Origin of the sequence: Blattabacterium cuenoti (assembly GCF_014252075.1) — a bacterium.
GTDB classification, from domain to species: Bacteria; Bacteroidota; Bacteroidia; order Flavobacteriales; family Blattabacteriaceae; genus Blattabacterium; species Blattabacterium cuenoti_AC.
On the sequence record NZ_CP059209.1, the window covers coordinates 456,305 to 470,326 of the forward strand.

General features: G+C 27.7%; 9 protein-coding genes and 1 tRNA gene. 7 read left to right on the top strand and 3 right to left on the bottom strand.

Annotated features, from left to right (window positions below; genetic code table 11):
* Positions 1-2: 2 nt before the first annotated feature.
* The 6 genes from H0H47_RS02265 to miaA all read left to right on the top strand — a co-directional run bounded on the left by H0H47_RS02265 (position 3) and on the right by miaA (position 6,707).
* Positions 3-413: a 6-pyruvoyl trahydropterin synthase family protein gene (locus tag H0H47_RS02265; RefSeq protein WP_185865874.1), complete on the top strand. Its 411-nt coding sequence runs from the start codon at positions 3-5 to the stop codon at positions 411-413.
* Positions 400-1,512, top strand: a complete 1,113-nt coding sequence (gcvT, locus tag H0H47_RS02270; RefSeq protein ID WP_185865875.1) for a glycine cleavage system aminomethyltransferase GcvT — start codon at positions 400-402, stop codon at positions 1,510-1,512. Before H0H47_RS02265 ends, gcvT begins: the two co-directional genes overlap by 14 nt.
* Positions 1,513-1,623: 111 nt before the next feature.
* Positions 1,624-2,937, top strand: coding sequence for an MATE family efflux transporter (locus tag H0H47_RS02275; protein WP_185865876.1), 1,314 nt, complete (start codon positions 1,624-1,626; stop codon positions 2,935-2,937).
* 103 nt (positions 2,938-3,040) lie between these two features.
* The gene (locus tag H0H47_RS02280; protein ID WP_185865877.1) at positions 3,041-4,672 is read left to right on the top strand and encodes a DEAD/DEAH box helicase; all 1,632 of its coding nucleotides are present in this window, start codon (positions 3,041-3,043) and stop codon (positions 4,670-4,672) included.
* Positions 4,673-4,683: 11 nt separating this feature from the next.
* Positions 4,684-5,769: a chorismate synthase gene (aroC, locus tag H0H47_RS02285; protein WP_185865878.1), complete on the top strand. Its 1,086-nt coding sequence runs from the start codon at positions 4,684-4,686 to the stop codon at positions 5,767-5,769.
* 65 nt (positions 5,770-5,834) lie between these two features.
* On the top strand, positions 5,835-6,707 hold the full coding sequence (gene miaA / locus H0H47_RS02290; protein ID WP_394366933.1) for a tRNA (adenosine(37)-N6)-dimethylallyltransferase MiaA: 873 nt from the start codon (positions 5,835-5,837) through the stop codon (positions 6,705-6,707).
* Here miaA and H0H47_RS02295 read toward each other — a convergent pair.
* Positions 6,667-6,742, bottom strand: a tRNA-Val gene (locus H0H47_RS02295). The genes miaA and H0H47_RS02295 overlap by 41 nt on opposite strands.
* A gap of 10 nt (positions 6,743-6,752) precedes the next feature.
* Positions 6,753-8,024: a bifunctional folylpolyglutamate synthase/dihydrofolate synthase gene (locus tag H0H47_RS02300; protein WP_185865879.1), complete on the bottom strand. Its 1,272-nt coding sequence runs from the start codon at positions 8,022-8,024 to the stop codon at positions 6,753-6,755.
* An 86-nt stretch (positions 8,025-8,110) separates the two neighbouring features.
* Between H0H47_RS02300 and glnS the strand changes: the two genes are divergently transcribed.
* Entirely contained in the window at positions 8,111-9,766 is a 1,656-nt protein-coding gene (glnS, locus tag H0H47_RS02305; protein WP_238785104.1) for a glutamine--tRNA ligase, read from the top strand.
* Between the two features lie 7 nt (positions 9,767-9,773).
* On the opposite strand, the gene rpoC is transcribed toward glnS, so the two are convergent.
* Complete coding sequence (rpoC, locus tag H0H47_RS02310) at positions 9,774-14,006, bottom strand: DNA-directed RNA polymerase subunit beta' (RefSeq protein WP_185865880.1); 4,233 nt, start codon at positions 14,004-14,006, stop codon at positions 9,774-9,776.
* Positions 14,007-14,022 lie beyond the last annotated feature (16 nt).

Here is a 14,022-nt window from a genome sequence, read left to right on the forward strand (position 1 = left end):
TCATGAAAGCAACCATAAGCAGAAAAGGATATTTTAGTGCGGCACACAGACTTTACAATAAACATTGGGATTATCAAAAAAATATAGAAATATTTGGAAAATGTGCATATTTAAATTATCATGGACACAATTATGAATATATAGCCAGTGTCACAGGAGAAGTTGATATAGAAACAGGATTCGTTCTTAATCTGCATAAATTAAGGGATATTCTTCGTGATGAAATAGAAGAACTTTTTGATCATAAAAATATCAATTTAGATTTGAAAGAATTTTCTTCTGTAAATCCAACTGCAGAAAATATTGTTATTTTCATGTGGAATAAAATAAATAAAAGAATATCTTCTAATTTTGATTTGAAAATCACTTTATACGAAACGGAAAATAATTTTGTAGAATATGATGGAAAATAATTTGAAAAAAACAGTTTTGTATGAAAATCACATACGTTTAGGCGCTAAAATGATTGATTACTCTGGATTTTGCATGCCTCTTCAATATACTTCTTCTTTAATAGAGCATATGGCTGTAAGAAATACTTCTGGAGTTTTTGATGTTAGTCATATGGGAAAGTTCATTTTGAATGGAAAAAATTCCATGGATCTAGTTCAATATTTAACCACAAATGATTTGTCCAAAATAAAAATAGGACAAGCTCAATATAGTTGTTTCACTAATAATCATGGAGGAATTATAGATGATTTAGTGATTTATAAGATTTCTGAAAAAAAATTATTACTTATAGTTAATGCAGTTAATATCGAAAAAAATAAAAAATGGATAAGTCATCATATAAAAAAAAATGCTTATAACATAGAATTCATAGATTCTTCTCAAGATTATTCACTGTTGGCTGTTCAAGGGCCACTATCATTAGTTTATATTCAAAAATTAACTAATATACCATTGAAAATGATTCCTTTTTATAATTTCGAAATAGGAGAATTTTCAGGAATTCAAAACGTATTGATTTCTTGTACTGGATATACAGGATCTAAAGGTGTGGAAATTTATATTCCTAATGAATATGCGGAAAAAATATGGAATGATATTCTAGAAATCGAAAAAAATAAAATAATTCCTTGCGGAATAGCAAGCAGAAACTCTTTAAGATTAGAAATGGGATATCGTTTATATGGACAAGATATTTCTGAAGAAATAACTCCTATAGAAGCCGGTTTATCTTGGATCATAAAATTTGAAAAAGAATTTCTTTCAAGAGAAATACTACAAAAACAAAAAAAGAAAGGAGAACATAAAAAATTTATATCTTTTGTTGTAGAAGAAAAAGGAAAAATTCCAAGACAAGGATACTCGTTAATAGATAAAGATGATAATATTATTGGAAATGTAACTTCTGGAATTTTTTCTCCAGTTTTAAAAAAAGGTATTGGATTAGGATATTTGTGGAATCAAACACCAAAAACTGGTTCTATTTTTCTTTCAATAAGAAAAAAGAAGATTCCTATTAAAATAGTAAAATCCCCCTTTATAAATATTAAAAATAATTAATTTTTATTCAATTCATAATCAACATTTCTAAGAATTCAAAAATGAATCATTTCAAATATTAGTTTTATCAAAAAAAACGAAACATATTCAATACATATTAAAAAAAATTTTTTGTTAGCAACTCCTGTGTTTTTTACACAATTAGGAGTTATATGTGTAGGTTTATCTGATAATATTATGGTTGGGTTTTTGGGGAAAAAAGCTTTATCTTCAGTTTCATTAGCCAATGCTGTTTTTTTTATTACAGTCATTTTTGGATTGGGAATATCTACTGCTATTTCTTCTCTAATAGCATCCATAGATGCTAAACAAGAATATAAAAAAGGTGCTATTATTTTTTATCATGGATTAATTATCAATTTTTTTTTATCCATATTTATGTATGGGATAATACACGTTTTTTCTTGTATTCTCCCTTATTTAGGACAACCTAAAGAAATATTGAGTGAAACTATATCTTTTTTAAAAATAATAGCTGTTTCTTTTATTCCATGGATGATATTTGAAGTTTTTAGAAAATTTTCGGAAGGTTTATCCTTAGTATTTCCAGGTCTTTTCGTTACTTGGGGCGCAGCTTTTATTAACATTATATTAAATTATGCATTTCTTAACGGTTTCTATGGTTTTCCTAAATTAGGAACTGTAGGAGTAGCTTATTCAACCTTAATATCTCGTATAATTATGTTAATAGGAATTCTGGTTTTATTATATAGACATAGAAAAGTCCATAATTACTATAATCATTTTAAATATTTTTTTTTGAAAAAAAAATATTTAAAAAGAATACTCAAAATAGGGATTCCTTCTGGATTGCATATGTTATTTGAAATGAGCGCTTTTTCTGTTTCTTCTTTTATATCAGGAAAATATGGAATTAAAGTCTTGGCGGCGCATCAAATTGTTGTCAGTTTAGTATCGTCTACCTTTCTTCTAAATACAGGTCTTTCTGTAGCTGCCACAGTAAGAATAGGAAATCAGTTTGCTTTAAAAAATTATTCTGAGTTAAGAAGAATAGGAAAATCTATTCTTTTCATGGGAGTTGTTTTTATGTTAATTTGCAGTTTTTTCTTTTTTTTATTTCGGGAATATATTCCTTATATCTATATAAAAAATGATTACGAGGTAATTCAAATTGCAGAAAAAATGATTGTTATTGCTAGTTTTTTTCAATTGTCTGATGGATTACAAGGAATCATTACTGGTGCTTTAAGAGGGTTACAAGATGTTCATATTCCTATGTGGATTAGTTTTTTTTCCTATTGGATTATAGCTTTGCCTACAGCTTGGTTTTTATCTGTTCGAATAGGAGGGATCGGAATATGGATTGGATTAGGATTAGGACTTACTGTATCAGCTATATTACTTTTTATAAGGTATGAAACTATAACTAAAAAACTCGCGAGAGAAAATATAATAAACAACTAATATTCAATTAAATAATCATAGTTAATAATAATTATCTATATTTGTTGATATAATAAGTGAAAAATTAAAAAATATCATTTTTTAATTTTTTAACCATTCTTTTATGAAAAAAACATTTAAAGAATACAATTTTTTTAACAACAATATTCTTAAAGCTTTAGAAGATATTGGCTTTAAATATCCTACACCTGTACAAGAAAAAGTTATTCCATTCTTACTTTCTTCAGAAAGAGATATCATAGCATTAGCTCAAACAGGAACTGGAAAAACAGCCGCTTTCGGATTACCAATCATTCAAAATGTAAATTTTGATCAGAGTATCCCTCAAGCTTTTATTTTATGTCCTACAAGAGAGCTTTGTATACAAATTACTCGTGATCTCTGTCGTTTTTCTAAGTTTTTATCGTTAATTAAAATTATTCCTTTGTATGGAGGAGCAAATATCGATTATCAAATTAAATCCTTGCAAAATAAAACACACATTATAATAGGAACTCCTGGTAGAATTATTGATTTAATAAAAAGAAAGAAATTGCATCTTGAAAAAATTAAATATTTGATTCTTGATGAAGCGGATGAAATGCTAAATATGGGGTTTAAAGAAGAGTTAGATTACATAATAAATATGTTACCAAAAAAAAGACAAAGTCTTCTTTTTTCAGCAACAATGTCCAAATATATGAATGTCATTGCTCATACTTATTTAACGGATCCCGTGGAAATAATTACAGGTCAAAAAAATATTGGATCTGATGATGTAAAGCATATTTATTATGTAGTAGGTCATTTAAACAAAAAATATTTAGCTTTAAAAAGAATTGTAGACATTAATCCTGATATTTATGGAATTATATTTTGTAGTACAAAAAAAGAAACTAAAGAAATAGCTGAACTACTCATAAAAGATGGTTATAATGCTGACGCTTTATATGGAGATCTCTCACAAACACAACGTGAATCTGTAATGAATAGATTTAGAAACAAAAATTTGCAATTTCTCGTTGCTACGGATGTAGCGGCACGTGGATTAGACATTCATAATATAACTCACGTAATAAATTATAACATTCCAAAAGAAAGTGAGATTTATCTACATAGAAGTGGTCGTACTGGAAGGGCTGGAAACTCTGGAATTTCTGTTTGTATTATACACACCAAAGAAACTAGAAATTTAAAAGAGTTTGAAAGAAAAATTGGAAAAACTTTTGAACGAGTTATGGTTCCTAATGGAAAAGAGATTTGCGAAAAACAACTTCTTTATTTTATAGAAAAAGTCAAAAAAGTAGTTGTAGACGAACAATTAATAAAAAGATTTCTTCCTGAAATACAAAAAAATTTAGAGTTTTTTGACAAAGAAGAGTTGATAAAACGTTTTTCTTGGATTGAATTTAATCGTTTTATAAATTATTATAAAAATTCTAAGGATATAAATCCTAATAATAATATTACTGTTAATTACAAAAAAAAACTTTTTTCAAGGTCAAAAAAATCAAGAAAAGAATCTTTTTCCAAACTATTTTTGAATAGAGGCTCTAAAGACAATTTAACAAAATTAGGATTAATCAATCTAATTAATCAAGCAGTTAAGAATTCACGTATTCATATTGGACATATAGAAATTTTATCAAATTCTTCATTGTTTGAAGTAGAAAAACGTTATAGAAATAAAATATTAATAGGAATGAGTAGAATCAATCATTTAGGAAGACCTATTTCTATAGAGATTAAAAACTAAAATTGTGATATATGGCAGGAAACATTTTTGGTAAATTATTTAGAATTAGTACTTTTGGAGAAAGTCATGGGTCGGCTTTAGGAGGTGTTATTGATGGATGTCCAGCTGGTTTGGAATTAAATTTTGATGAAATTCAATATGAATTAAATCGGAGAAAACCGGGGCAATCATCTATAGTGACTCAAAGGAATGAACCTGATCAAGTAAATTTTTTATCTGGAATTTTTGAGAATAAAACAACAGGGACTCCTATTGGTTTTATTATTTATAATAAAGATCATAAATCTGATGATTATAAACATATTCAGAATATTTATCGTCCATCTCATTCAGATTTTACATATGAAAATAAATATGGAATCAGAGATTATAGAGGAGGAGGACGTTCTTCTGCCAGAGAAACAATATGTAGAGTGGTGGCTGGAGCTATAGCAAAACAATTAATAAAAGATATAAAAATTACATCTTATGTTTCTTCTGTAGGAGATATTTCCATTAATAAATCTTATAAAGAATTAGATTTATCCAGAAAATCCATAGAAAGACATCCTATAAGATGTCCTGATCCATCTATTGCGGAAAAAATGATATATAAAATTCAAAAGATAAAAAATAAAGGAGATACAATAGGTGGAACTATTACTTCTGTGATTCAAAATGTCCCAATAGGGATAGGAGAACCAGTTTTTGATAAATTACATGCTGAATTGGGAAAAGCGATGCTTTCAATTAATGCAGTGAAAGGGTTTGAATATGGAAGTGGATTTTATGGAACTAAATTAACCGGTTCTCAACATAATGATCTATTTTATAAAAATGGAAAAACTAAAACAAACTTATCAGGAGGAATACAAGGTGGAATATCAAATGGAATGGATATTTATTTTAGAGTAGCTTTTAAACCTGTAGCGACAATAATGCAAAAACAAAAAACTATAGATAGGAATGGTAATTTTGTCCTTATGGAAGGAAAGGGGAGACATGATCCTTGTGTTTTACCAAGAGCCATTCCCATTGTTGAATCTATGATTGCTTTAGTTTTAGCAGATTATTGGATGTATACTAAATTATCTAAATTAAATACACCTCAATATTGAATAAAAAATTTGTTATTTTTATTTTAGGGCCAACATGTGTTGGAAAAACTTTTATTTCATTATTTTTGGCTGAAAAATTAAAAACTGAAATTTTATCTTGTGATTCTAGACAATTTTATAAAGAACTCAGGATAGGGACTTCAATGCCTACAGAAAAAGAACTTTCTAAAGTTCCTCATCATTTTATAGGACATTTAAATATTCATCAAATTTATAATGCAAAACTTTTTGAAATAGACTGTTTAGAAAAAATTTATAAATTATTTGAAAAATATTCTATTTTGATTCTGGTAGGAGGTTCTGGATTGTATGAAAAAGCTATAACAGAAGGTTTATCTTATTTACCTGAAATAAACTTAAATATTAGAAATGATTTGATTTTTCATTTTAAAAAAAAGGGAATATCTTTTTTGCAAAATGAATTGAAAAAATTTAAAAAACAAGATAAATTAATAATAGATATTCATAACCCCAGACGTATAATACGATATTTGGAAATAGTAAAGTCTACAGGTTTTTCTCCTTCCTTTTTTTTGAAAAAAAGACTAAAAAAAAGAAATTTTTTGATTATTAAAATAGGATTGATCATGTCTAGATATGAAATCTATTCTAGAATAAATGATAGAGTAGAAAATATGATTAAAAAAGGTCTTTTAGATGAAGCAAAACGCTATTACTGTTATAGAAATTTAAATAGTTTACAAACTATAGGTTATAGAGAAATTTTTGAATTTTTTTATAAAGAAAAAAATTGTTTAAATGAAACCATAGAGAAAATAAAAATAAATACTAGGAGATATGCAAAAAGACAATTAACTTGGTATAGGAAAGATTCTTCTGTTACATGGTTTCATCCAAAAGAAAAACAAAAAATTTTTAATTTTATTTTAAAAAGAGTGGGCAATACTGGATTTGAACCAGTGACCCCCTGCTTGTAAAACAGATGCTCTAAACCAAACTGAGCTAATTGCCCTTCTATTCACTTACTCAAATGTAAGAAAAAAATTTTTATAATATAATAAAACTTCAGATACAATAAACGTACTTCCACTTATTAGGATTAGATCATTTTTATTAGCTTTTCTTTTAGCAGATAAAAAAGCTTTTTCTACAGAATCATAAAAATTTATTTTTCTGCGATCTTGGAACATTTGATATACCAATATTTTTAGATCATAAATAGGAAATTTTCTATCAATTTTAGGTTGACAAAAATAATAGAAAGATTCAATTGGAAAATGTTTTAATAATTTTCCTACTTTTTTCTCTCTCACAAAACCTAAAACCAAATGCAATTTATCATAAGATTCTTTTTTTAATTGATGATTGATCATATATATCCCTTTTTCATTATGAGCTATATCACAAATAATCTTTGGATAGTCTTTCTGTAAAATATGCCAACGTCCTTTAAAATTTGTATTTTTTATTACATTTTTTAATCCTTTTTTTATAGATTGATCAGATACAAATATATTTTTCCTACTATTTAGAATAGTCACAATTTTTAATACAATACTTCTATTTAAATCCTGATAATCTGCTTCAAAAGGCATTTCATACTTAAAATCCTCCTTTTTTTTTACAGAAAAATAAATGGGAGCGTTCTTTTTTAAAGCTTCTTTAATAAAAAGGAATTGTATATTTTTTGATATTTGACTTCCTATTATTACTGGGACATTTTTCTTAATGATTCCTGCTTTTTCCAAAGCAATTTTTAATTTGCTATTTCCTAGAGTTTCTGTATGGTCTATGCTAATATTGGTGATGACAGATATTTCGGGAATTATAAGATTAGTGGAATCTAAGCGCCCCCCCATACCTACCTCAATAATTGCTATATTTACTTTTTTTTCTTTAAAATATTGAAAAGCCAAAGCTGTATTCATTTCAAAAAATGAAATTTTTTCTTTTTCTATAAATTTTTGATTTTTTCTAACGAAATCAATAATAAAATCTTTTTCTATTAAAACTCCATTACAGGTAATTCTCTCTCTAAAGTCTATTAAATGAGGAGAAGTAAATAACCCAATTCTATATTCTTCTTCTTGAAGAATAGAAGATAACATGTGTACTGTAGAGCCTTTTCCATTTGTTCCGCCTACATGTATGCTTTTAAAAAAATTTTGAGGATTTCCTAAATGAGAACAAAAATTTTGTATTCTTTTCAAACCTGGTTTGTATGATTTCAATCCTGATGTTTGATAAATTGGAAGACGTTTAAAAATCCATTGAACAGTTTCTAAATAATTCAAGTTCCAACTATTAAAATAACACGACAAAAATATATCTTTTTCAAAAAATTAATTATATTCGCATTAGAATTGATTTCTAATTATTTATTGGGATAGAATTACATCTACATTTTATTGAAAGAATTATAGAGGAAGATATAAAAAAAGGGTTTCCTATTGAGAAAATTAGATTTCGTTTTCCTCCTGAACCAAATGGATATCTTCATATTGGACATGTGAAAGCTATATGTCTCAATTTTGAGTTGGGGAAAAAATATAAATCACCAGTTAACTTAAGATTTGATGATACTAATCCGATTGTAGAAAATCGGAATTTTATAGAATCTATAAAAAGAGACATTCTTTTTTTAGGATTTAAATGGGATATGGAAAGTTATGCTTCAGATTATTTTTATCAACTTTATAAATGGGCAGTGATCTTAATTAAGAGAAATCAAGCTTATGTGGATGATCAATCTCAAAAAATCATCCAATTTCAAAGAAAAAGTCCTTTTGAGACTGGAATCAATAGTAATTATAGAAATAGATCTACAGATGAAAATTTGTATTTGTTCGAAAGAATGAAAAACGGCTTTTTTAAGGAAGGATCTTGTGTTTTAAGAGCTAAAATTAATATGGATTCTCAAAATATGAATATGAGAGATCCGATTATGTATAGAATTTTGCAAAAAAAACATCACAGAACTGGATATCAATGGTGTATTTATCCTACTTACGATTGGACTCATGGTCAATGTGATTATATTGAACAAATATCACATTCTTTATGCTCATTAGAATTTGAAAATAGACGTCCATTATATAATTGGTATTTAGATCAAATTTATGATAATGAGAAAATAAGACCTAAACAAATAGAATTTTCAAGATTAAATTTAAGTCATACTATAACTAGCAAGAGAAAAATTCAATATTTAATTGAAAAAAAAATAATTCAATCTTGGGATGATCCACGTATATTAACAATATCTGGATTACGTCGGAAAGGATATACTTCAACATCTTTAAAAAATTTTGTTCATAAAGTAGGAATTACAAAAAGAAATAATATCATTGATATATCTCTTTTAGAATTTTGGATTAGAGAACATTTAAATAAAATAGCTCCTAGAGTGATGGTAGTTTTTCATCCAATTAAATTAATTATTGATAATTATTCCATGAATACTACCGAATGGATAGAATCAGAAAATAATCCGGAAAATCCTAATTTCGGAAATAGAAAAGTCCCTTTTTCTAAATTTTTATATATTGAAAAAGACGATTTTTTAGAGAAACAAAGGAAAAATTTTTTTCGTCTTAGTATTGGAAAAGAAGTAAGACTTAAAAATGCTTACATTATAAAGGCTAATTCAATAATCAAAAATTATAAAGGAGAAATCAAAGAAATACACTGCTCTTATGATCCAAAAAGCAAATCTGGAAAAAAAGAAAAAACAAAAGAAAGAGGAAGAACAAAAAGCACTTTACACTGGGTTTCTATAAAACATTCTTTCCCTATAGAAATTAATTTGTATAATCCTCTTTTTTTGAAAAGAAATCCGGATATAGATTTTGATACATGTATCAACCCAAAATCAAAAGATAAAATCATAGGATATGCAGAACCTTATTTAAAAAAGGCGAAAAAAGGAGACCATTTTCAGTTTCAAAGAATTGGTTATTTTTATGTAGAAGATTCAACCATTAATAAAATTATTTTCAATAAAACAGCATATATAAAAAATCAATGGAAAAAATAAATGAATTTTATAAAATCTCTGTCGAAATATTTTCATATTCTCTTAATCCAGTTCCTGCAGGGATTTTATGTCCCACTATAACATTTTCCTTTAATCCATATAAATAATCTGTTTTACTACTTATAGCTGCTTCACTTAGAACTTTTGTTGTTTCCTGAAATGAAGCTGCAGATATAAAAGATTTAGTCTGTAAAGCCGCTCTTGTTATTCCTTGTAATATTGGTCTAGCTGTAGCAGAAGTAGCATTTCTAGTTTTTATCAATTTTTTATTTTTATATTTTAAAACGGAGTTTTCATTTCTTAAATCTCTATAATTAATAATATCTCCATTTTTAAAAATTTTTGAATCTCCATAATCTTCAACTACTTTCATACGAGAGATTCTATCATTTTCTTCTATAAAATCATCTTTATATTCAATATTTCCTTCTAAAAACTTAGTATCACCCACATCTATAACCTCTACCTTTCTCATCATTTGTAAAACAATAACTTCAAAATGTTTATCATTAATTTTCACTCCTTGCAAACGATATACTTCCTGTATTTCTTTAACTAAATATTCTTGAACAGCTCTAGGTCCTCTTATATTTAAAATATCATTAGGAGTTACAGCACCATCGGATAAAGGCATTCCTGCTTTTACATAATCATTTTCTTGAACAAGTATTTGATTAGATAATTTGACAAGATATTTCCTGACTTCACCTGTTTTAGATTCTACAATAATTTCTCTATTTCCTCTTTTAATTTTTCCGTGGCTTACTATTCCATCCATTTCTGAAACTACAGCTGGATTAGAAGGATTACGTGCTTCAAATAATTCAGATAAACGAGGTAATCCACCTGTAATATCTCCAGATTTTGCTGATTTTCTGGGAACTTTAACCAAAATTTTACCTACATCTATTTTTTCTTCGTCTTCTACCATTAAATGAGCTCCTACCGGAAGATTATACACTTTCAATTCTTCGTTTTTATCATTCAATATTTTTAATGTTGGAACTAAATTTTTATTTCTTACCTCTGTGATTACTTTTTCTTGAAAACCAGTTTGTTCATCTATTTCTACTTGAAAAGTAACACCTTGTTCTAAATGCTGATAAGATATAATTCCAGAAAATTCTGCAACAATAACTGCATTGTATAAATCCCATTTACAAATTATATCTCCTGTCTTTAATTGATCTCCATGCTTTACATATAAAGAAGCTCCATAAGGAATATTGTTAACCATTAAAATAGATGATTTTTTTTGATTAAAAAGCTTCATTTCTGTAGATCTAGAAACAACTATTCTTATTTTTTTAGAATTTTTTTTTGTTCTTACAAATTTTAAGTCTTCAAATTCTATAATTCCATCATATTTAGCTCTTATTTGTGAAGATTCCGTTATATTTCCTGCTGTTCCTCCAACATGAAAAGTACGCAATGTTAACTGAGTCCCTGGTTCTCCAATAGATTGTGCTGCTATAACACCTACAGCTTCTCCCTTTTGAATTATTTTTCCTGTTGATAAATTACGACCGTAACATTTAGAACAAATCCCCATTTTTGCTTCACAAGTTAAAGGAGATCGGACTTCCACCATTTCAATTCCAGATTTATCAATTGTTCTCGCTATTTTTTCATCAATCATATCCCCAGAAGAGACTATCAATAGATCATCTTTTGGATGATAAACATCATTTAAAGATATACGACCTAAAATTCTATCAAACAAAGTTTCTACTATTTCTTCATTTTTTTTCAATGCAGATATTTCTAATCCACGTAAAGTGTTACAATCTTCCATTTTAATAATTACATCTTGCGCAGCATCAACTAAACGTCTTGTAAGATACCCAGCGTCTGCTGTTTTTAATGCTGTATCAGCTAATCCTTTTCGAGCACCATGAGTGGATATAAAATATTCCAAGATAGAAAGACCTTCCCTAAAATTGGATAAAATAGGGTTCTCAATAATTTCTCCTCCAGAAGATCCCGCTTTTTGAGGTTTTGCCATTAATCCACGCATTCCAGAAAGCTGACGTATTTGTTCTTTAGAACCTCTTGCTCCAGAATCTAACATCATATATACAGGATTAAATCCTTGTCTATCTTCCCGCATATATTTCATTACTTTTTCTGTAAGCATAGCATTAGTATTTGTCCATATATCAATAACTTGATTATAACGCTCATTATTTGTTATCAATCCCATATTGTAATTCATTTTTACATTATCTACCTGTTTGATTGCATGATATACCATATCTTTTTTATTATCAGGAATAATAATATCACCCAATCCAAAAGAAAGACCTCCTTTGAATGCGTTATAAAAACCTAACTCTTTAATATCATCTAGAAAATTGGCAGTAGTAGGAACGTCTGTAAGATGCAATATTTTTCCTATGATTTCTCTTAATGATTTTTTTGTAAGAGATTCATTGATAAAACCTACCTGACTGGGAACGACTTGGTTAAATAAAATTCTACCGACAGTAGTTTCTATTAATTTGTTAGAAAATTTATCTTCTTCACGAATATTGACTTTTACTTTAACCAAAGCATGCAAATCAACTACTCCTTGATTATATGCAATTTCAACTTCTTCTGGTGAATAAAAAACAAGTCCTTCTCCTTTGACTTTATTTTTAGAATCTGATAATAAAGGTTTCGTCATATAATATAATCCTAATACCATATCCTGAGAAGGAACTGTAATTGGAGAGCCATTAGCAGGATTTAATATGTTTTGAGAAGCTAACATTAAAAGTTGAGCTTCCAAAATTGCTCCATATGACAAAGGCAAATGAACTGCCATTTGATCTCCATCAAAATCTGCATTAAAAGCAGCACAAACTAAAGGATGCAATTGAATAGCTTTTCCTTCTATTAATTTTGGTTGAAAAGCTTGAATACCCAATCTATGTAAAGTAGGAGCTCTATTCAATAATATGGGATGTCCTCTTAAAACATTTTCCAAAATATCCCATATCATAGGATCTCTTTTATCAATAATTTTTTTAGAAGATTTTACTGTTTTCACTATTCCTCTTTCAATTAATTTACGTATAATGAAAGGTTTATAAAGTTCCGCAGCCATATCTTTAGGAAGACCACATTCATGCAACTTCAAATGTGGTCCAACTACAATAACAGATCTCGCAGAATAATCTACCCTTTTTCCAAGAAGATTTTGTCTAAAACGACCTTGTTTTCCTTTTAAAGAATCTGATAAAGATTTTAAAGGACGATTAGCTTCCGATTTTACGGCAGAAACTTTTCTTGAATTATCAAAAAGAGAATCTACTGCTTCCTGAAGCATTCTTTTTTCATTCCTCAAAATAACTTCTGGTGCTTTAATTTCTATAAGTCTTTTTAAACGATTATTTCTTATAAGTACACGACGATATAAATCCGTCATATCAGAAGCAGCATAACGTCCTCCATCTAAAGGGACCAAAGGTCTTAATTCAGGAGGAATTACGGATAATACATGAATAATCATCCAAGATGGATTTCCTCCATTTTTTTTACCTTCCCGAAAAGACTCCACTACTTGTAAACGTTTTAATGCTTCAATACGTCTTTGTTTAGAAGTTTCGTTATGAGCTTGATTTCTTAATTCAAGTGATAATAGATTCAAATCAATACGATTTAAAAGATCTTCTATACACTCTGCTCCCATTTTAGCAATAAACTTGTTCGGATCTAAATCTTCCAATTGTTGATTTCCTTTTGGAAGTTTATTTAAAACATGTAAATATTCTTCCTCAGTTAGAAAATCGCCTTTTTGAAAAGAAGATCCATCTGAACGAAATGCTAATCCTCCTTGAATAACAACATATCGTTCATAATAAATAATCATTTCAAGTTTTTTAGAAGGTAATCCCAATAAATACCCAATTTTATTGGGAGAAGAACGAAAACACCAAATATGAACAACAGGAACAACAAGACTAATGTGCCCCATACGTCCTCTTCTGACCTTTTTTTCAGTTACTTCTACTCCACATCTATCACAAACAATTCCTTTATAACGAATTCTTTTATATTTTCCACATGCACATTCATAATCTTTAACCGGTCCAAAAATACGTTCGCAAAAAAGTCCATCTCTTTCTGGTTTATGAGTTCTATAATTTATAGTCTCCGGTTTCAATACTTCACCATGAGATTCTTTCAATATTATTTCTGGAGAAGCCAACCTAATAGTTACTTTATTAAATTTGTTATTTTTATTTCTATTCATTGTTTTTAAATAAATA

Bases quoted from the DNA above. Each gene is read 5' to 3' on its own strand.
- gcvT (WP_185865875.1), top strand. From the start codon at position 400: ATGATGGAAAATAATTTGAAAAAAACAGTTTTGTATGAAAATCACATA.
- aroC (WP_185865878.1), top strand. From the start codon at position 4,684: ATGGCAGGAAACATTTTTGGTAAATTATTTAGAATTAGTACTTTTGGA.
- H0H47_RS02265 (WP_185865874.1), top strand. From the start codon at position 3: ATGAAAGCAACCATAAGCAGAAAAGGATATTTTAGTGCGGCACACAGA.
- H0H47_RS02280 (WP_185865877.1), top strand. From the start codon at position 3,041: ATGAAAAAAACATTTAAAGAATACAATTTTTTTAACAACAATATTCTT.
- rpoC (WP_185865880.1), bottom strand. From the start codon at position 14,006: ATGAATAGAAATAAAAATAACAAATTTAATAAAGTAACTATTAGGTTG.